General features: G+C 56.1%; 19 protein-coding genes. 9 read left to right on the forward strand and 10 right to left on the reverse strand.

All coding sequences use genetic code 11. The annotated features are described in order from the left end of the window. Positions 1-4 precede the first annotated feature (4 nt). Complete coding sequence (locus GOV91_RS02030) at positions 5-1,213, forward strand: beta-ketoacyl synthase (RefSeq protein WP_171174045.1); 1,209 nt, start codon at positions 5-7, stop codon at positions 1,211-1,213. 62 nt (positions 1,214-1,275) lie between these two features. On the opposite strand, the gene GOV91_RS02035 is transcribed toward GOV91_RS02030, so the two are convergent. Next, a complete protein-coding gene (locus GOV91_RS02035) occupies positions 1,276-1,884 on the reverse strand; it encodes an invasion associated locus B family protein (RefSeq protein WP_171174043.1) in 609 nt (202 codons plus the stop codon). Between the two features lie 446 nt (positions 1,885-2,330). On the opposite strand from GOV91_RS02035, the gene GOV91_RS02040 reads away from it, so the two are divergent. Next, the gene (locus tag GOV91_RS02040; protein ID WP_171234262.1) at positions 2,331-3,878 is read left to right on the forward strand and encodes a helicase HerA-like domain-containing protein; all 1,548 of its coding nucleotides are present in this window, start codon (positions 2,331-2,333) and stop codon (positions 3,876-3,878) included. A gap of 32 nt (positions 3,879-3,910) precedes the next feature. On the opposite strand, the gene GOV91_RS02045 is transcribed toward GOV91_RS02040, so the two are convergent. The 7 genes from GOV91_RS02045 to GOV91_RS02075 all read right to left on the reverse strand — a co-directional run bounded on the left by GOV91_RS02045 (position 3,911) and on the right by GOV91_RS02075 (position 9,845). Then, the gene (locus GOV91_RS02045) at positions 3,911-4,165 is read right to left on the reverse strand and encodes a hypothetical protein (RefSeq protein WP_171234263.1); all 255 of its coding nucleotides are present in this window, start codon (positions 4,163-4,165) and stop codon (positions 3,911-3,913) included. 181 nt (positions 4,166-4,346) lie between these two features. Further along, a complete protein-coding gene (locus GOV91_RS02050; RefSeq protein WP_171234264.1) occupies positions 4,347-5,660 on the reverse strand; it encodes a branched-chain amino acid ABC transporter permease in 1,314 nt (437 codons plus the stop codon). Beyond that, positions 5,657-6,667: a branched-chain amino acid ABC transporter permease gene (locus tag GOV91_RS02055; RefSeq protein WP_171234265.1), complete on the reverse strand. Its 1,011-nt coding sequence runs from the start codon at positions 6,665-6,667 to the stop codon at positions 5,657-5,659. Before GOV91_RS02055 ends, GOV91_RS02050 begins: the two co-directional genes overlap by 4 nt. Next, a complete protein-coding gene (locus GOV91_RS02060; RefSeq protein WP_171234266.1) occupies positions 6,667-6,939 on the reverse strand; it encodes a hypothetical protein in 273 nt (90 codons plus the stop codon). The genes GOV91_RS02055 and GOV91_RS02060 overlap by 1 nt, the downstream gene beginning before the upstream one ends. Positions 6,940-6,941: 2 nt before the next feature. Continuing rightward, positions 6,942-7,772: an ABC transporter ATP-binding protein gene (locus GOV91_RS02065; RefSeq protein WP_171234267.1), complete on the reverse strand. Its 831-nt coding sequence runs from the start codon at positions 7,770-7,772 to the stop codon at positions 6,942-6,944. Then, positions 7,769-8,557 (reverse strand): ABC transporter ATP-binding protein, encoded by a 789-nt coding sequence (locus GOV91_RS02070; RefSeq protein ID WP_171174031.1) that lies wholly within the window; start codon positions 8,555-8,557, stop codon positions 7,769-7,771. Before GOV91_RS02070 ends, GOV91_RS02065 begins: the two co-directional genes overlap by 4 nt. Before the next feature lie 106 nt (positions 8,558-8,663). Further along, a complete protein-coding gene (locus GOV91_RS02075) occupies positions 8,664-9,845 on the reverse strand; it encodes an ABC transporter substrate-binding protein (RefSeq protein WP_171174029.1) in 1,182 nt (393 codons plus the stop codon). Between the two features lie 155 nt (positions 9,846-10,000). Here GOV91_RS02075 and GOV91_RS02080 point away from each other — a divergent pair, with 155 nt between their 5' ends. Next, positions 10,001-11,098, forward strand: coding sequence for a PQQ-dependent sugar dehydrogenase (locus GOV91_RS02080; protein WP_171234268.1), 1,098 nt, complete (start codon positions 10,001-10,003; stop codon positions 11,096-11,098). Here the strand turns inward: GOV91_RS02080 and GOV91_RS02085 are convergent. Continuing rightward, on the reverse strand, positions 11,095-12,099 hold the full coding sequence (locus GOV91_RS02085) for a GlxA family transcriptional regulator (protein WP_171174025.1): 1,005 nt from the start codon (positions 12,097-12,099) through the stop codon (positions 11,095-11,097). The genes GOV91_RS02080 and GOV91_RS02085 overlap by 4 nt on opposite strands. A 169-nt stretch (positions 12,100-12,268) precedes the next feature. On the opposite strand from GOV91_RS02085, the gene GOV91_RS02090 reads away from it, so the two are divergent. Next, complete coding sequence (locus GOV91_RS02090) at positions 12,269-13,639, forward strand: class II 3-deoxy-7-phosphoheptulonate synthase (protein ID WP_171174023.1); 1,371 nt, start codon at positions 12,269-12,271, stop codon at positions 13,637-13,639. Between the two features lie 61 nt (positions 13,640-13,700). Here the strand turns inward: GOV91_RS02090 and GOV91_RS02095 are convergent, their stop codons facing one another. Then, positions 13,701-14,375: a PAS domain-containing protein gene (locus GOV91_RS02095; RefSeq protein ID WP_171174021.1), complete on the reverse strand. Its 675-nt coding sequence runs from the start codon at positions 14,373-14,375 to the stop codon at positions 13,701-13,703. 245 nt (positions 14,376-14,620) lie between these two features. Between GOV91_RS02095 and GOV91_RS02100 the strand changes: the two genes are divergently transcribed. From GOV91_RS02100 to GOV91_RS02120, 5 genes are all read left to right on the forward strand, one after another. Then, positions 14,621-15,511, forward strand: coding sequence for a YicC/YloC family endoribonuclease (locus tag GOV91_RS02100; RefSeq protein WP_171234269.1), 891 nt, complete (start codon positions 14,621-14,623; stop codon positions 15,509-15,511). A 17-nt stretch (positions 15,512-15,528) separates the two neighbouring features. Then, positions 15,529-16,170 carry a guanylate kinase gene (gene gmk, locus GOV91_RS02105; protein ID WP_171234270.1) on the forward strand — a complete coding sequence of 214 codons (642 nt, stop codon included), beginning with the start codon at positions 15,529-15,531 and terminating at the stop codon, positions 16,168-16,170. Then, entirely contained in the window at positions 16,167-16,691 is a 525-nt protein-coding gene (locus GOV91_RS02110) for a gamma carbonic anhydrase family protein (RefSeq protein ID WP_171234271.1), read from the forward strand. Before gmk ends, GOV91_RS02110 begins: the two co-directional genes overlap by 4 nt. Before the next feature lie 28 nt (positions 16,692-16,719). After that, on the forward strand, positions 16,720-17,766 hold the full coding sequence (locus tag GOV91_RS02115) for an ATP-binding protein (protein WP_171234272.1): 1,047 nt from the start codon (positions 16,720-16,722) through the stop codon (positions 17,764-17,766). A 193-nt stretch (positions 17,767-17,959) separates the two neighbouring features. Further along, positions 17,960-19,000 (forward strand): substrate-binding domain-containing protein, encoded by a 1,041-nt coding sequence (locus tag GOV91_RS02120; RefSeq protein WP_171234273.1) that lies wholly within the window; start codon positions 17,960-17,962, stop codon positions 18,998-19,000. Positions 19,001-19,047: the final 47 nt, after the last annotated feature.

Here is a 19,047-nt window from a genome sequence, read left to right on the forward strand (position 1 = left end):
TCTCATGAAACGTGTTGTCATTACCGGCGCAGGTACGATCAACTCTCTGGGCCATTCGGTTCCCGACACTTTGGAGGCCATGCGCGAAGGGCGCTGTGGCATTTCGGAACTGGAGTTTCGCGACGTCGAACGTCTGGCCATCAAGATCGGTGGTCAAGTTCGAGGGTTCGAGGCGGAAGGGCGGTTCAATCGTCAGCAGATGTCCTTGTACGACCGGTTCACTCAGTTCACTCTGACTGCTGCCAAAGAAGCGATTGACCAGTCGGGTATTGAGTTTCACGGCGAATTGGCCGCCAGATCCGGTGTTGTACTTGGTACGGCGGGCGGGGGAGTTTCGACCTGGGATGACAATTACCGTTCGGTCTATGAGGATGGTAAGAACCGGGTTCACCCGTTTGTTGTTCCAAAGCTGATGAACAATGCGGCTGCCAGCCACGTGTCCATGGAGCATAACCTCAAAGGCCCCAGCTTTACGGTCTCGACCGCCTGTGCCTCTTCCAACCACGCCATGGCGCAGGCCTTTCAGATGGTACGCAGCGGGGCCGCCCCGGCGATGATCACAGGCGGGTCTGAATCCATGCTGTGTTTCGGCGGGATCAAAGCGTGGGAAGGTTTGCGCGTGATGTCCAAGGACGCCTGCCGCCCGTTCAGCGCCAACCGCAACGGAATGGTTCAGGGCGAAGGGGCTGGCATCTTTGTTTTCGAAGAATATGAGCACGCTCGCGCGCGCGGCGCCGAAATACTGTGTGAAGTTGTCGGTTTTGCGATGTCGTCGGATGCAGCAGATATTGTGATGCCAAGCAAGCAAGGGGCTGCACGTGCAATGGCGGGCGCTCTGGCGGATGCAAGGCTGAACGCCAGCGATGTCTGTTATATCAACGCCCACGGCACAGGCACTGCAGCCAATGACAAAACCGAATGTGCAGCAGTCGCAGATGTGTTCGGACCGCACGCGGATGATCTGATGATCTCGTCCACCAAATCTATGCATGGACACTTGATTGGCGGCACCGGAGCGGTAGAGCTTCTGGCCTGTATCATGGCGCTGCGGGACGGTGTCATTGCACCAACCATTGGCTATGAAGAGCCGGACCCGGAATGTGCGTTGGACGTGGTGCCGAATGAAGCTCGTGAAGCAAAGGTTGACGTTGCTTTAAGCAACGCGTTTGCGTTCGGTGGGCTGAATGCCGTCTTGGCTTTGAAGCGCGTCTGAAAATACCTGACGCTCAGTTTTGAAAGGCCGCTTTGTGACAAAGCGGCCCTTGTTGCATTAAATCAGTTTTGCAAGACTTCCAACTGATCATATCCACTGGTGAAACCGGCCAGCGACATTTCGATTTGCAACAGTTGATTGGGGGCAAGGATGGACACCATAGATATGGTGGCCGTACTACCCGCCTTCATTGCGTCGATGTCACCTTGCGTGAAACCCAACTGAGCAACGCAGCCAACCGGGTTACAGTGATGATAGTTGTATCGCTTGCTTGGTGCCCCATCGATGGATACGGCGATCTGCGCTTGCAGCAAGGTCTCCAACGGCACGATCAGGCTGGCACCAGCCACGGCTGCAGCACCCTCGGGAAGCTTGTTGATCGAGATTTCCGCAATGGGTTGACCCTCGGCACCTGAAAGAATTTGACGCAACAAACAAGGGTCATTGTCTGCTTCGGTCTTAAGGCAGGTAATGTTCCAGTCGCCACTTGTTTCCTTAACGTATTGCTCGCCAACACGGGGGCCAGTTTCCCCCAGGTCTAGCTCTTGCGCCGCTTCGGTCTGAGGTGTCTCGGCCTGTTGTTGGGTTTCGTCAGTGGATTCTTGAGCGTTGACCGCACTGCTCAGAAAGACGGCGGCCAGTACATTCGCAGAAAGAAGGTGCTTGATCATGAATGCCTCGGTTTGATGATTGCGCTTTTTGCCTCATGTAGCATTGTTCTGAACCGGTGTCAGGCACTAACAGACCCGCCCTGATCAACGTGAACAAATTCTTGCTCTTACGGCGGAAAAGGGTCCTTCGGCCATAAAGAAAGGGAGCCGTTTGATCAGCTCCCTCCCTCAAAAGGTTCTCCCCGTCGGACTGGCCGACTTATTTATGCGCAAATCCTACGAGAGCGGCGCTGGTGGGTCAACAGCTATCCTGAAAATTTAATCTGCCAATCAGCACATACACATGTATTGGCGCAGACAAAAAAGCCGTGCCCGAAGGCACGGCCAGTCGACAGGGAGGAAGTCTGCCCCACGTGATCGGAACCTACGCAGGGCAAAATGACTATCGCAGTCAAAGGTTAACTTTGTATGCTGGACACGGATCGGTGAACTACAAGGCAGTGTTAATGGGCAAAATTATTTTTTTGGGCGGCGGTGGCGAAGGGTATGGCACTCCGCAGGAATTGGCGTTGAACTACGCAAACCGCCACGGCTTGATCGCCGGAGCCACCGGAACGGGCAAAACCGTAACGCTGCAAATCCTGGCTGAAGGGTTCTCGCAAGCCGGCGTTCCGGTTTTCCTTTCGGATATCAAGGGGGACCTGTCTGGTCTGGCCTTGGCCGGAAGTCCGACACATAAACTGCATCAGGCCTTTCTGGACCGCGCTGAACGTATCGGGTTTTCGGATTTCAACTATTCTGCCTGCCCGGTGACATTCTGGGACCTGTTTGGCGAACAAGGCCATCCGGTGCGCACGACGGTCACGGAAATGGGGCCACTGCTGCTGTCGCGTTTGATGGAACTTAGCGAAGCGCAAGAAGGTATTTTGAACATCGCGTTCCGTGTGGCCGATGAGGAAGGGATGCCGTTGCTAGATCTCAAGGATCTTCAGGCATTGCTGGTCTGGATCGGAGAGAACCGTGCGCAGCTATCCTTGCGCTATGGCAACGTGTCGACATCGTCGATTGGCGCAATCCAAAGACGTTTGCTGGTGCTGGAAAACCAAGGCGGCTCGAAACTGTTTGGCGAACCTGCCCTGGATCTGGCCGACCTTATGCGCACGGATGAAAACGGGCAGGGCATGGTGAACATCCTCGCCTCTGACAAATTGATGGGCTCGCCCCGGCTATATGCCACTTTCCTGCTCTGGCTGTTGAGTGAATTGTTCGAAGAACTGCCCGAGGTCGGCGACCCCGAGAAACCAAAGCTGGTCTTTTTCTTCGACGAAGCGCATTTGCTGTTTGACGATGCCCCCAAGGTTTTGGTGGACAAGGTAGAACAGGTGGCGCGTCTGATCAGATCGAAGGGCGTCGGGGTATATTTCATCACGCAAAACCCGGCGGATATTCCTGAAGACATTCTGGGCCAACTGGGCAATCGCGTCCAACACGCCTTGCGCGCCTTCACAGCGCGAGACCGCAAGAACCTGCGTATGGCCGCCGAAACGTACCGAGAGAACCCGGCTTTCGACACCGAAGCCGCGATCCGAGAGGTCGGGGTTGGAGAGGCCGTGACCTCGATGCTGCAAAAGAAGGGCGTTCCGGGCATTGTCCAACGCACCTTGATTCGTCCTCCGGGATCTCAGCTGGGGCCGATTTCTGGCGCTAATCGCAAAGCGATTTTGGCGGCGTCCCCGATGGCAGGCAAGTATGACAAAGGTGTGGACCGAAAGTCTGCATTTGAAATCCTGCAGGCTCGGGCCGATGCGGCGGCAAAATCTGCGGAACAGGCAGAAGCAGACGAGGTGCTAGAGGCTCAGTCACCAATGGAGCGGGAGTTTTCTACAGCTCGCAGATACTCAGGCAGCAGGGTGGGGCGATCGTCTTCTCGTGTGCAGCGCAAGAAAGACACGTTTGCGACGGCGATGACCGAAGCCGTCATCAAGGAGCTAAAAGGAACAACCGGGCGACGTATCGTGCGCGGTATTCTGGGTGGTTTGTTCAAAAACAGATAGCGGCGCGGCGCCCAAAATGGGCGCCGACACAGTTATTTCAGGCGACGTTGACCCTCTTGTCGGCAATAGGCATCTGCCTGGGGTACCGACATTTTCGTCGCTGGAAAATCGATGGCGCGATCCCAGGTGACTCTATCCTGGCGATACAGCTGACAGGTGACTACGCCTTGGGGCGTCTGTACCTTAACAGGTGCTGTTTCCAGATCTTCTGGACTGGGGATGCAGGCGGCTGTTGTAACGATAACAACCGAAAGCAGGAAAAAAGTTCCGAAGCGTGGTGCTTTCATTTTTTACTCTTATCAACACGTTTAAATGATCGTTTCAGATCGGCTTGAGCGGGTGTGAGTGCCAGCAACAGACCGCAGAAGAAAAACACTGCGGTGGGTCCGTCTATTCAAAAAAATGCCAAGAATCAAGAAACCGCGCCGTAGTGCAGGCGCGGCTTCACGAAATGGTTATGGATCAGCCCTATTTTTCGGGGATCAGGCCCCTTGGGCTGAATCTGAGAACAATCAACAGGATAAGACCCATAGTGAACAAGCGCATATGGGCAGCGCTTTCGATCAGATGCGCTTTCAGCCAACTTCCATCCGGCATACCTGCGGTGATCAGGTTCATCAGCCATAGGCCGATTGGTTCAACCTGAACCCATAAAAACCAGATCAGAAACGCGCCAAGAACGGACCCGAAGTTGTTTCCCGATCCGCCAACAATCACCATTACCCAAACCAGAAAGGTAAAGCGCAGAGGCTGGTAGGCGCTTGGCGTCAACTGACCGTCCAGCGTTGTCATCATCGCCCCTGCGATCCCGCAGATGGCCGACCCCAGAACAAAGATTTGCAGATGGCGGCGGGTCACGTCCTTGCCCATCGCCTCGGCCGCGACCTCATTGTCGCGGATCGCGCGCATCATACGGCCCCACGGGCTTTTCAACGCCATCTGGGCCATCCAAAGCAGCGCCAGCAAGACGATCAGGAACAGTAGCGAATAACCCAACTTGACCGAAAGGGTAGAGGCCGTGACCGGATCAAGCCCAAACCACTCTGCACGGGCTAGGAACGTGGGGTCTTGCTGCAACTCAACTTCGTAACCGACGACAGGAGACGGGCGCGGGATGCCGTAGACGTTTTTCACACCCCGGGCCAACCAATCTTCGTTCTTCATGACGGCGATGATGATCTCGGCAATGCCCAGCGTCGCAATGGCCAGGTAATCCGACCGCAGACCCAACGCCGTCTTGCCGATCAGCCATGCAGCGCCCGCCGCAAGCAATCCACCGGCAGGCCAGGCCAGAAGAACCGGAAGGTTCAGACCGCCGATATTGCCTGCAATCGCGGGATCAATGGCTTCGACAGCTGCAACATTGGGATCAAAAACTGCGCGGTAGACAAAGAAGCCCACGACCAGAACAGCGATGATGGTCAAGGTTTGCGCGCGGCCTTTTGGCATCTTGGTTGCCACAAGAACAGCAGCCACAACGGTCGCAGCCCCCAACAGCAGTGACAAAACAATCCCGTAACCGCCAGCGCTCCAGGCCCCCGGGGTGGGCGGTGTTGATACCAGAACCACGGCCAGACCGCCTAGCGCGACAAAGCCCATCACACCCACATTGAACAGGCCCGCAAAGCCCCATTGCAGGTTGACCCCAATCGCCATGATGGCCGAGATCAACCCCATGTTCAGGATCAGGATGGCGGTGTTCCAGCTTTGAGTGAACCCTGTCAGAAGGATCAAACCGGCGACAACAGCAAAAAGCAGCGTGTTTTTGACAGACTCGGTCATACCGCTTTCCCCTTGAACAGGCCCGTGGGCTGAAACAGAAGCACGATCAGCAGGATGACAAAGCTGACGGCGAATTTGTAATCGGTGGACAGGAACTGGACCAAGCCTGAGGGTTCCAAGTTTTCTGGAGCCAGATAGGTCAGCACCTTCTTCCAAGCATAGGTGATGGTCACCTCGGAAAACGCGATGATAAACCCACCTGCGATGGCACCCAGAGGATTACCAAGACCGCCCACGATGGCCGAGGCAAATATCGGCAGCAGAAGCTGGAAATAGACGAAGGGTTTAAAGCTCTTGTCGAGACCGTAGAGCACCCCGGCCGTAGTCGCTAATGCAGCGACGATGATCCATGTGATCATCACAACACGCTCGGGGTTGATGCCGGACAACAACGCCAGATCCTCGTTATCCGAATAGGCTCGCATGGACTTGCCTGTGCGGGTCTTGTTGAGGAACCAGAACAGCAACGCCACGGCGACAACAGCCACAATCACGGTGATGCCCTGAGAGGTCTTGATCGCAAGCCCCTCACGCAGGCCGGTCAGTGCCTTGAAATCGCGCGCCGAGATAATGAACCGCGCACCGTCCGAGAATCTCTGATCATCTGGCCCAATGATAAAGCGGACAAGGCCGTTCATGATGAACATAACGCCCATCGAGACGATCACGAGGATCACCGGCTTGGCCTTTTGTTCCCGGTAAAACCGATAGACAAGCCGGTCGGTGATCAACACCAGAACGATGCAGCCCAGAATGGCAAAAGGCAGGGCGAGCAGGGCGGTTGGCAGAGGCCCAAAACTGACCCCGGCGGCTTGTAAGCCCCACGTGACCAGAACAGCGATCATCGCGCCAAAAGCCATCGTGTCGCCATGGGCAAAGTTCGAGAACCGCAGGATGCCATAGATCAGCGTCACCCCCAAAGCCCCCAGCGCCAACTGGCTGCCATAGGCGATTGCGGGAACAAGGACGAAGTTGGAGAGCGCCACAAGGGCGTTGAGGAAGTCCATTAATCTTCTCTTGTTGCAAGAAGTTCCGATTGAGGTGAGCGTTTTCGGCGACCTGCAGAATGCGCCAACAAACCGACCACGACACCAATCACCAAGGTAATTAACCCTTGGTCGATTGCGTCACCCGACGCCTCTACTTTTCCAAGATAGCGAGCGACCGCATCGGCTTGCCCATCAAATTGCGTTGCCACAAAAAGCCCCATTGAAACACGTATCAAACCGAGCGCTATCGCAAGCCAAGCGGTGACCTTGCCAGCATGAACAAAGAACATCCTCACCCCCCCAAGAAACTCTTACGAACCTCAGGATCGGCCAGCAGTTCTTTGCCCGTGCCGCTATACGCATTCCGTCCTTGAACCAGAACATAACCCTTGTCCGCAATCTCCAGCGCCTGACGGGCGTTCTGTTCGACCATCAAGATCGGCAGCCCGGTGCGCGATACCTCGATGATCCGGTCGAACAGCTCATCCATCACGATGGGCGAGACACCGGCTGTGGGTTCGTCCAGCATCAGAACCTTGGGCTGAGTCATCAGCGCGCGACCTACGGCGACCTGTTGGCGTTGACCGCCAGACAGTTCTCCGGCGGCCTGATTGCGCTTGTCGCGCAGGATGGGGAAGAGGTCATAGACCTGTTCCATCGTCTCGGTGATATCGTCGCGGCGGATGAAGGCGCCCATTTCTAGGTTCTCTTCTACCGTCATGGACGTGAAGATATTCGAGGTCTGCGGCACAAAACCCATACCTTTGATCACCCGGTCCTGAGGTGACAGCTTGGTGATGTCTTCACCGTCCAGCCGCACCGAACCGGCACGTACGTCCAGCATGCCGAACACAGCCTTCATCGCCGTGGACTTGCCCGCACCGTTGGGGCCAACGATCACCGCGATCTCACCCTTGTCGACGGCAATGGTGCAGTCATGCAGGATGTCCGGACCTTTGCCGTAACCGCCGGTCATTGTGTCGCCGATCAGAAAAGGGCCGCCGCCAACGTAACGCGCTTCACCGCTTGCTGAATGCGCTGGCATCATCGTACCAGCCCCGTGCGTATTGGTGATAGAGGCGTCCTTGTTCCCCTTGTCGTCGTGATAAGGATTGTCGCTCACGCGCCTGCCTCCAGCTTGTCTTTATTCTTCAGGCCGGTGCCCAGATAAGCTTCGATCACGTGCTCGTTTGCCTTGATCTCGTCCAAAGTGCCTTCGGCCAGAACCTTGCCCTCGGCCATACAGATGACCGGGTCACAGATTTTGCCGATGAAATCCATGTCATGTTCGATGACCACGAAGGTGTAGCCGCGTTCCTTGTTCAGGCGCAGGATGGTGTCGGCGATGGTCATCAGCAGGGTACGGTTCACGCCTGCGCCGACCTCGTCCAGGAACACGATCTTGGCGTCGACCATCATGGTGCGGCCAAGCTCCAGCAGTTTCTTCTGTCCGCCCGAAACCTGACCGGCCTTGTGATCGGCCAGATGCTCGATGGTCAGAAACTCTAGCACCTCGTCTGCCTTAGCACGCAGCGCGCGTTCTTCATCCGCGATGCGCTTACGGCCAAACCAGGTGTTCCACAGCGATTCACCCGATTGCGCACCGGGCACCATCATCAGGTTCTCGCGACAGCTCATCGATGAAAACTCATGCGCGATCTGGAAGGTGCGCAACAGACCTTTGTGAAACAACTCATGAGGGGGCAGGCCGGTGATATCCTCACCATCCATAAAGACCTTGCCGCTGGTTGGCGGCAAAACGCCCGCGATCACATTGAACAGAGTGGTTTTTCCTGCACCGTTCGGCCCGATCAGGCCGGTGATCGACCCTTTTTGGATTTCCAGCGATGCCCCGTCCACCGCGTGAAACCCGCCGAAATGCTTATGCACGTCTTCGACGACGATCATGTTATCCCCTTGCCTTTGCCCCGTGAAACGAGGTGCAGCCTTTTGTCATTGAAACAGCCCGGACACAAGGACCGGGCTGCTTGTTTTTATGGTTTTTAACGTTGGATCAACGGAAGTTGACGGTCTTGTTTTCGCCGTCGGTCACTTCGATTTCGCGATAGGAACCCGCGCTTTCACCGGGGCCGATCAGCTCAACGCCAGACGCGCCGACATAGTCGATGTCTTGACCAGCAGCCAGCAGTTCCAAACCCTTGGCCAGCTCACCCGGATAGATCTTTTCACCCGGAGCGTTAGCGACGTCCAAGACTTTTGAACCATAATCGGCCGGGTTGGTTGACCCTGCGGCCTGCATCGCCAGCATGAACAGCGCGGCCGCGTCATAGCTTTCGGGCGAGTAAGGTGACGAGCCGTCGAAGCCAGCGGCTTCTGCCATGGCAAAGTACTTCTCGGCACCTTCACCGCCGGATCCGGCGATCTGACCGAACGAACCATTCAGGTCGGGGCCAACATTTGCAGGCAGCGAGTCACCGATCATACCGCCTGGCAGGCCGAATGTATCAAAGGCACCGCTGTCCAGTGCAGACTGGATGATGCCCAGACCACCCTGGTCCAGATAGCCTGCAACGACCAGAATGTCACCACCGGCCGAGGCCAGCGCGCCCACTTCAGCCGAATAGTCGGCCTTACCGTCTTCGTGTGCCGCAACAATCGTCACTTCGCCGCCCGATGCCTCGAAAGACGACTGAATCGCGTCCGCGAGACCCTTGCCATAGTCGTTGTTGGTGTAGGTCAGAGCAATCGAGCTGATGCCGCGGTCATTCAGGATGTCCGCCATAACCTGACCTTCACGCGCATCCGACGGAGCGGTGCGGAAGAACAGGCCGTTATCCTCCATGGTCGACAGGCCGGGCGAGGTGGCCGACGGCGAGATCATAACCATACCATTCGGAATCGCGACGTTCTGTAGAATCGCACCGGTCACGCCCGAGCAGTCACCACCGATGATACCGGCGACACCATCCGCAATCATGCGCTCACCGTTCGAGGTGGCCAGACCGTTGTCGATACAGCCTGTATCGGCACGCATTCCGGTGACGGTTGCACCATCCAGCAGCTTGCCGGACTCGGTGACTTCGGCCATCGCCATTTCGGCGCCAGAGCCCATTGCCGGTGCCAGCGATTCGATTGGGCCGGTAAAGCCAAACAGCACGCCCAGCTTCACATCCTCGGCCATGGCGGTTCCCGCAAGCAAGGCGGTGGCTGCAGTAGCAGTCAGCAGCTTTTTCATATGTTTACTCCCTGTATTGAACGTCTTTGTTCTGGCCTTGACCCTAGGCAAGCTGTTTGGAAAAGAAAAGTCCTAACGCAAACGTGTTTTTACCGTTTGGGAAACTAACTGTTTTGTTAGAAACTCTTCCGTGATTGCCGCCGAAAGGGGCCGACATGCTTCGCATTGTTACACTTCTGTTTTTCACGCTCAATGCGTTCTCAGTTGCCGCACAAACCCTGTCAACGTCCGCCGGAGGCATTGAACTGACCAAGATGGTAAGCGGTCTCGATACGCCCTGGGCCGTCGGAGTCTTGCCGGATGGGGCGTTCCTGATCACCGAGCGGGACGGAGATTTGCTGTTTGTTCAGAATGGTAAGGCGACCACTGTGCGGGGCGTTCCGAAAGTTGCCGCCAGAGGGCAAGGTGGGTTGCTTGATGTGACGGTTCCACGCGATTTTCGACAAAGCCGCGAGGTATTTCTGAGCTTCTCAAAGCCTCAAAACGGGGGCGCTGGCACTGCCATTGCCGTTGGGCGGCTGTCGGAGAACGGTAAACGTCTGACCAACGTTCGGGTGATCTACGAAGCAACACCCGGCGGTTCCGGCGGGCGGCATTTTGGCAGCCGCATCGTCGAAGCACAGGATGGAACGTTTTTTGTAACCATTGGCGATCGCGGCCAGCCCGACAACGCACAGGACCGGTCTTCTCCGATGGGGTCGGTCATTCGGATAAACCGGAATGGATCGATCCCTGTAGACAACCCTTTTGTCGGGCAATCAAACATCAAACCTGAAATCTGGTCCTTCGGCCACCGCAACCCGCAGGGAGCTGCACTGGACGCGCAGGGGAGGCTGTGGGTTTCGGAACACGGCGCTCGCGGAGGCGATGAGATCAACCAACCCCGCGCGGGCCGCAATTACGGGTGGCCGGTCATTTCTTACGGCACGCATTATTCCGGCCAAAAAATTGGCGAAGGTACGTCCAAAGCCGGCATGGAGCAGCCCGAGTTGTATTGGGATCCGTCCATCGCGCCTTCGGGTTTGTTGGTGTATTCCGGCAAACTCTGGCCCCAATGGAAGGGGAATATCTTTGTCGGGTCTCTGAAATTGGACTATATCGCGCGACTTGCCGGAAAGTCTCTGCGTGAGGTCGAACAGATCAAAGGGCCGGAAACCGAACGTGTGCGCGATATCGTTGAAGCACCGGATGGTTCGATCTGGTTCATTTCAGTCGGGCAGGGCGCGGTGTACCGCATGACCCCGCAGGGCTAAACCGACAATCGCGTGCTCTGCGCGCCACGTTCCCGGTAGGGTGTCGTATTATAATGTGCCCTGTAGCATTTCGAGAAATGCGAAGGGCTGGCGAACCCACATGCAAGCGCAACGTTGATGACGCTCATATCCGTCTGCATAAGAAGATTCCGCGCTTTGTGCAGTCGCAGTTCCATGTAGTAGCGTTTAGGGGAACGGCTGAGATACCTGCGGAATAGACGCTCTAGCTGGCGGGTCGACATGCCGACATCTTTGGCCAAAATAGAAGGCGAGATTGGCTCTTCGATGTTTTTTTCCATCATCAAAATGACCTGGCTCAGCTTTGGATGTCGCACGCCGATCCGCGTCGGTGTCGACAAACGTTGCGTGTCCTGATCAGTACGGATGGACGAATAGATCATCTGGTCCGCTACGGCATTGGCCAATTCTTCGCCAAAATCATCCGCAATCAGTTTAAGCGACAAGTCTATCGAGGATGTGCCGCCAGCAGTTGTCATGCGGTTGCCGTCAACCTGAAAAACCGATTTCGTCAGTTCGACCTCATCGAATTCCTCGATAAAACTGTCAGAGTTTTCCCAGTGAATCGTCGCCTTCTTGTTGTCCAGCAACCCTGCCTTGGCAAGCGTATACGCGGCAGTACACAGACCACCGATTCGAAGGCCGCGCCGCGCCTCGCGACGAACCCAGTTCAGGACGCGTTTTGTGGTCGCTGTTTGAACGTTTACGCCTCCGCAGATGAGGACGACATCATCGCGCTGCAGTTCTTCTAGATCCGTGTCGAGTTTGAACTCGGTTCCAGCCGAGCATTTGACCGTGCCGCCGCCTTCTCCAGACAGTGTCCAAGTATACAATTCCTGGTCCGCCATGCGGTTTGCGATCCGCAAACTATCAAGAGCCGAAGCAAATGATAGCAACGAGAACTTGTCCAGAAGAACAAAAACATAATGGCGCGGGATGGCCTCAGCGTTTTCCACTGTGACTGCCTGGCGTTGCACTTGCATGGCGGGTTGTCCTTACTTTGGCACTGAATACAGCCTTATCCAGCGACATATTTAGAGTTCACCATGATCAAAGCTTGTTTGCGCCGTCAAGAGGCGCAAATGGGATATGGTCACTCTTCAAAGCATTTTGTATAGAGGCCACCTGAACACTTCAGCGGAGATCAAAGCTATGACCGAATGGCAAAAATCGAACTGGCGCAACAAGCCCCGGGTTCAGATGCCAGACTATACCGACTCGGCCGCTCTGGCCAAGGTCGAGGCCCAGCTTTCACAGTATCCCCCGCTGGTCTTTGCCGGTGAGGCGCGGCGTCTCAAACAACATCTGGGTGCCGCCGGTCGCGGCGAGGCCTTCCTGCTGCAAGGTGGGGATTGTGCTGAAAGCTTTGAACAATTCAGCGCGGATGCGATCCGTGACACCTTTAAGGTGATGCTGCAGATGGCAATGGTTCTGACCTATGGCGCAAAAGTCCCGGTGATCAAAGTCGGCCGCATGGCCGGTCAGTTCGCCAAGCCGCGCAGTGCACCAACCGAAGTTGTGGATGGTGTGGAACTGCCCAGCTATCGTGGTGACATCATCAACGAATTGGCATTCACACCAGAAGCGCGCATCCCGAATCCTCAGAAGATGCTGCAAGCCTATACACAGGCTGCTGCCACTCTGAACCTGCTGCGGGCTTTTTCGACCGGTGGATTCGCGGACATGAGCCGCGTTCATTCGTGGACCCTTGGGTTCACAGATGAACAGGACGTGCAGAAGTACTCCGAGATTGCCGATCGTATTCAGGACACCATCGACTTCATGGAAGCGGCCGGGATCACGGCAGATACCACACATGAATTCTCGACCGTCGAATTCTATACCAGCCACGAAGGGCTGCTGCTGGAATATGAAGAGGCGCTGACGCGCCTGGATTCGACCTCGGGCAACTGGCTGGCTGGTTCTGGCCACATGATCTGGATCGGCGACCGTACACGTCAGCCCGACGGTGCGCATGTTGAATTCTGCAGCGGAGTTTTGAACCCGATTGGTCTGAAATGTGGTCCGACAACGACCGTGGAAGACCTTAAGGTTCTGATGTCCAAACTGAACCCCGAAAACGAAGAGGGTCGCCTGACCCTGATCGCGCGCTTTGGTGCGGGTAAAGCAGGTGAGCACCTGCCGCGTCTGGTCAAAGCTGTGAAGGAAGAAGGGGCCAAGGTCACCTGGGTTTGTGATCCGATGCACGGCAACACGATCAAATCGGCGACCGGTTACAAGACCCGTCCGTTCGACTCAGTCTTGCGTGAGGTGCGCGACTTCTTTGGCGTACATCAGGCCGAAGGCACCATCCCCGGTGGCGTGCATTTTGAGATGACCGGTCTGGATGTGACCGAATGCACCGGCGGCGTGCGCGCGGTGACCGAAGAAGATCTGTCAGATCGCTATCACACCGCCTGCGACCCGCGCCTGAACGCGTCACAGTCGCTGGAACTGGCCTTCCTGGTGGCAGAAGAACTGACAAATCTGCGCCGCAACGGCAGCAAGCGCGTCGCTAGTTAAGCGCGTAAAAACAGATTTAAACAGCGGGCCTTTGGTCCGCTGTTTTTCGTTTCAGGAAACGCTAATCGTCCCGTGACACGATCAATCGCAAATGCTTGGCAGGGTGTTTGAATTTTCCCTCGACTTCCGCAAACCCATGGGCCGGCGTTGGTTTCACTGGGATTTGGACGTGAATGTCAGACACCATTTTGATCCGCGTATCCGAGATTGAAAACCGCCGCGGCGTTTTTCCAATTGCCCCGTCAGCGATCATGACGCCCAGAACGCGGCTGACATCGCCCAGATCACTTTTCAGCGGCAGCAATATCATTCGGGCTTGCATAGGCGTGCGACCAAGTACTCCACCCGAAGTCATGCCCAACTCGGCAACAGCAGGGGCCGCGAACACTTGTTCCAGAACATCCTTAATGCCTGCGCGGTCATCAGGCTGGAAGAACGCAGTCAACGGCATACCCCGCACTTCCATACCCGCAAGCGCGTTCAAATGGCTTCCGGCTAGACGAAAACGGGCCAAGCCAGGCGCAATGCGCTCGAGTATAAACGTGTATTCCAGGATATTTTCCAGACCGCGCGGGTCAATCTGGGACCGCATCGGGACACTGTCACGATTCAGTAATGCGGTCCAATACGCCTCGGCCTGGCGGATCGGCGAAAGGCTGCGCCCATTGTCAAAGCGATCCATTGCGACGATCTTTCCAAATTCTGACCCGGAACCAATCCCGAAAAAGGTTTTCATCTTCTTTACCCTTACGCCAAAAGGCTGCCATTTTTCTAAAATGCAACACATCGGGAGCAGCGGCAGCCTGCAAACCATTGCTCTGGGCAGTTTGACTCGGGTTAAATCAATTTTGGAGCAATTCTTTAACGAATGGTTAACTCGAACCAAACAATTGCGCTTTCAGCAAATACTTGCCCTGCACCGGTCAATGGCATTAGTTGCGACATGAGTGAGACGCATCAGGGCCAAATGAAGGGGCGGGTATGATCAGATCCATGACCGGGTTTGCCTCGGCACAGGGGCAGCACGGGCCACATAGCTGGACGTGGGAACTGCGCAGTGTGAACGGCAAGGGGCTCGACATGCGCCTGCGCGTGCCGGATTGGCTGACCGGGCTTGAGGCCGCGCTGCGGGCAAAACTGTCCAAATCCCTCAGCCGCGGGAATGTTACTCTGTCGATGCGCCTGAACCGCGAGGACTCGGCCCCAGAACTGGCTCTGAACGAGACAGCCATGAACGCTGCGCTGACCGCTCTTGAGCAGGCAGAACAGATGGCCTCGGCGCGTGGCATAACTCTGGCCCCATCGCGGGCCTCGGACCTGTTGGCGTTAAAGGGAATGCTGGATGCGGGATCGGATTCAGATGATCCGGGGCCACTGGTTGCCCACCTCACGGCTGAATTTGACGCTCTTGTCGACGCGTTCTTGGATATGCGCCGAACAGAGGGCGCCGCCTTGGCAGCGGTTCTGAAAACGCAACTGGATCAGGTCGCCACGCTGACCGCGAAAGCGGCAGAACTGGCCGAACATCGCAGGGATAATATGGCGCAGGCCTTGCGGGAAAATCTGGCGCGGGTGCTGGACAATTCACAAGGCGCCGACCCGGAACGAGTTGCGCAGGAATTGGCCCTGATCGCAGTTAAGGCCGATATCACGGAAGAAATCGACCGATTGACAGCACATGTCAAAGCCGCGCGCGATCTATTGGGGAAAAACAGTGCCGTCGGCCGCAAGCTTGATTTCCTGATGCAGGAGTTCAACCGCGAAGCCAACACGTTGTGTTCCAAAGCCCAAAGCTCGGATCTGACAGCTGTTGGGCTTGAGCTAAAAGCGGTGATCGATCAAATGCGCGAGCAAGTGCAGAACGTAGAATAAGAATGGGAACATCTGACATGGCGGATCGCCGCGGCCTTTTAATCATCCTGTCTTCTCCGTCCGGGGCAGGCAAATCCACGTTGGCCAGACGGCTGATGGCCTGGGACACAGATCTGGAATTCTCGATCTCGGCCACGACCCGCGCACCGCGTCCCGGTGAAGAACATGGGCGCGAGTATTTCTTTCTGTCAGAGGACGAGTTCAAGCAACAAGTGGCCGAAGGGCAGATGCTGGAGCACGCCCATGTTTTCGGAAACTTCTACGGTTCACCGGCGGAACCCGTGCGCAATTCGATCAACACTGGCAAGGACGTTCTGTTCGACGTTGACTGGCAAGGTGAGGTGCAGATCAGAAACTCTGACCTTGGCAAACATGCCCTGTCGATCTTCATTCTACCACCGTCGATCCCCGAACTGCGCCGCCGTCTTGAGACACGTGGTCAGGACAGCGATGACGTCATTGGCAAGCGCATGCTCAAAAGCTGGGATGAGATCAGCCACTGGGGCTATTACGACTATGTCCTGATTAATGATGATCTTGAGGCAACCGAAGAAAAGCTGAAGACCATTGTCAGCGCCGAGCGAATGCGCCGTATCCAGCAACCAAAGCTGCAACAGCATGTGCGCAAATTGCAAAATGAGTTCGAGGGCCTGTCATGACCGTTTACGCCTTGGGAGATCACGCACCGGACTTACACGAGGACACATGGGTCGCGCCCGACGCCAACCTGATTGGCAAAGTGGTGTTGGAGCAGGGTGCCTCGGTTTGGTTTGGCTGTACGATCCGCGCCGATCACGAAGAAATCCGCGTAGGCGCGGGAAGCAACGTGCAGGAAAATTGCGTCATGCATATCGATGCGGGCTTTCCTTTGACCATCGGGGCAAACTGCACGATCGGGCATAAGGTCATGCTTCATGGTTGTACAATTGGAGACAACTCACTGATCGGTATGGGCGCGATCATTTTGAACGGCGCAAAAATCGGACGGAATTGTCTGATTGGGGCAGGGGCCCTGATCACCGAGGGCAAAGAAATTCCAGACAATTCGCTGGTCCTGGGTGCGCCGGGCAAAGTTGTGCGACAGTTGGACGAGGCATCGGCGCAACGCATCACACACAGCGCGCTTCACTATCAGGAAAACATGCGCAAGTTTCGCAAAACTTTAAAACCTGTCTCGTAAGGCGTTCGGGCCAATTGAGTTTTAAGTCATGTCCACCGAGCTGTTAGACGAATTTGTCCAAGCGATTCCGATGCCCGCGCTGATGGTGGATCAGACGGAACGGATCATTGCCGCCAATACCGATGCAAAGACTCTGCTTGGTCAGAATATCGTCGGACGCCACTTCGCCACGATCCTGCGGCAACCGCAGGTATTGGAAGCCATTGAACAAAGCCTCCAAACCAAAAGCACAAAAAAGACGCGCCACCTGTCCAATGACGGCGCGCAGGATACGACGTTTGAGGTTGATTGCCGCTATATGAACGGTGTTGGCGCGGTGTCAGGTGGGGCTGTTTTGGCCTCATTTCAGGACATCACCCATCTGGAACACGCCAGCCAGATGCGGCGCGATTTCGTAGCCAATGTCAGCCACGAGCTGCGTACCCCGCTGACCGCGTTGATGGGCTTTATAGAAACCTTACGTGGCCCGGCGCGCGATGATCCAGGCGCGCGGGAAAGGTTTCTTCAGATCATGACGGATGAAGCCAACAGAATGAACCGATTGGTTGGCGATCTTCTGTCTCTCAATCGGGTCGAAAGCGAAGAACGCGTTCGACCCATTGAACAGCTAGAACTAACGGGGCTGTTACAATCCATTCTGAACTCGGTGCGTCCTCTGGCCGAGGACGCAGGCGTGGCCTTGGTACTCGAAGCGCAGGACGGACCGGTGTCGGTCACCGGCGACAGCGACCAGTTGCGTCAGGTTTTCACCAACCTCGTCGAAAACGGCATAAAATACGGGGGCAGCGGCGGCAACGTGACGGTTCGCGTTTTATCCATGGAACGAGACACTGCGCTGAGGGGGCCGTCGGTGCGGGTTCAGGTCATCGACAAAGGCCCCGGCATAGATCCGATTCATCTGCCACGTCTGACCGAGCGATTCTATCGCGCGGACAGCCACAGATCCCGGCAACTGGGGGGAACAGGGCTTGGGCTTGCCATTGTCAAACATATCGTCAACCGGCACCGGGGACGGCTAAGAGTTGAGAGCGAGTTGAGAAAAGGCTCTGTTTTTACGGTGATTTTGCCACGGTGACGCGTTGCCAGAGCGGACTTTAAAAACCGCCGCTTCGCCCAGTCGGATCACTTTATGACACGTAAAGCGTTACAAAACGCAGGTTGTCATAAAACCGTTACACATTTGTCACAAAAGGCTTACGCATGCGGCCTAGGGGTTCGCGCAGGATCATCATGGGGGTGATCAAACATACCTTTTCAGGGAGACTGAAATGTCCTTTGTAAAACTGTCGGCTTCTGCGCTGGCGATTGCTGCCGTCTCGGCAACCACTGCTGCTGCCCGTGACAACGTACAGGTTGCCGGTTCGTCGACCGTTCTGCCTTATGCTTCGATTGTTGCTGAACTGTTCGGTGAAAACACCGACTTCCCGACCCCGGTTGTAGAATCCGGCGGCTCTTCGGCCGGTCTGAAGCGTTTCTGTGAGGGTGTTGGCGAAAACACCATCGACGTTGCAAACGCATCGCGTGCCATCCGCGAAAAAGAAATCAAAGCCTGTGCCGAAAACGGCGTGACCGACATTATGGAAGTCCGCATCGGTTATGACGGCATCGTATTTGCCAGCCAGCAATCCGGCCCCGCCTTCACCGCGTTCGAGCCTGCCGACATCTACAACGCCATCGGTTCAAAAGTCATGAAAGACGGCGCACTGGTCGACAACAGCTTCAACAGCTGGGCCGAATTCAATGCCGATCTGCCGGACGTTGAAATTGCGATGTTCATCCCGGGCACCAAGCACGGCACCCGTGAAGTTTTCGAAGACAAAGTTCTGCTGGAAGGCTGTGAAGCCACTGGCGCGATGGAAGCCATGGTAGCAGGCGGCATGAGCGAAGATGACGCCGAAGACGCATGCCTGGATGTCCGCACCGATGGCAAATCGGTCGACATCGACGGTGACTACACCGAAACTCTGGCGCGTATCGACACCAACCCCAACGGCATCGGCGTGTTTGGTCTGGCGTTCTATGAGAACAACACCGACAAGCTGAAAGTGGCCACCATGAGCGGTATCGCACCGTCGACCGAGACCATCGCGTCGGGTGAATACCCTGTGTCGCGTCCGCTGTTCTTCTACGTCAAGAAAGCGCATATCGGCGTGATCCCTGGCCTGAAAGAATACGCACAGTTCTTTACTGCTGACGAAATTGCAGGCGGTTCCGGCCCTCTAGCCAACTATGGCCTTGTTGCAGATCCTGAGCTGGCCAAGACCCAGGACGCCATCGCAAACGAAGTTACCATGGGTTCGGGCAGCTAATCCCGCCTTTGGCTTGAATGACCGGGGGCGGCAGCTTATGCCGCCCC

This window comes from Ruegeria sp. HKCCA6837, assembly GCF_013034475.1.
Lineage (GTDB): Bacteria > Pseudomonadota > Alphaproteobacteria > Rhodobacterales > Rhodobacteraceae > Ruegeria.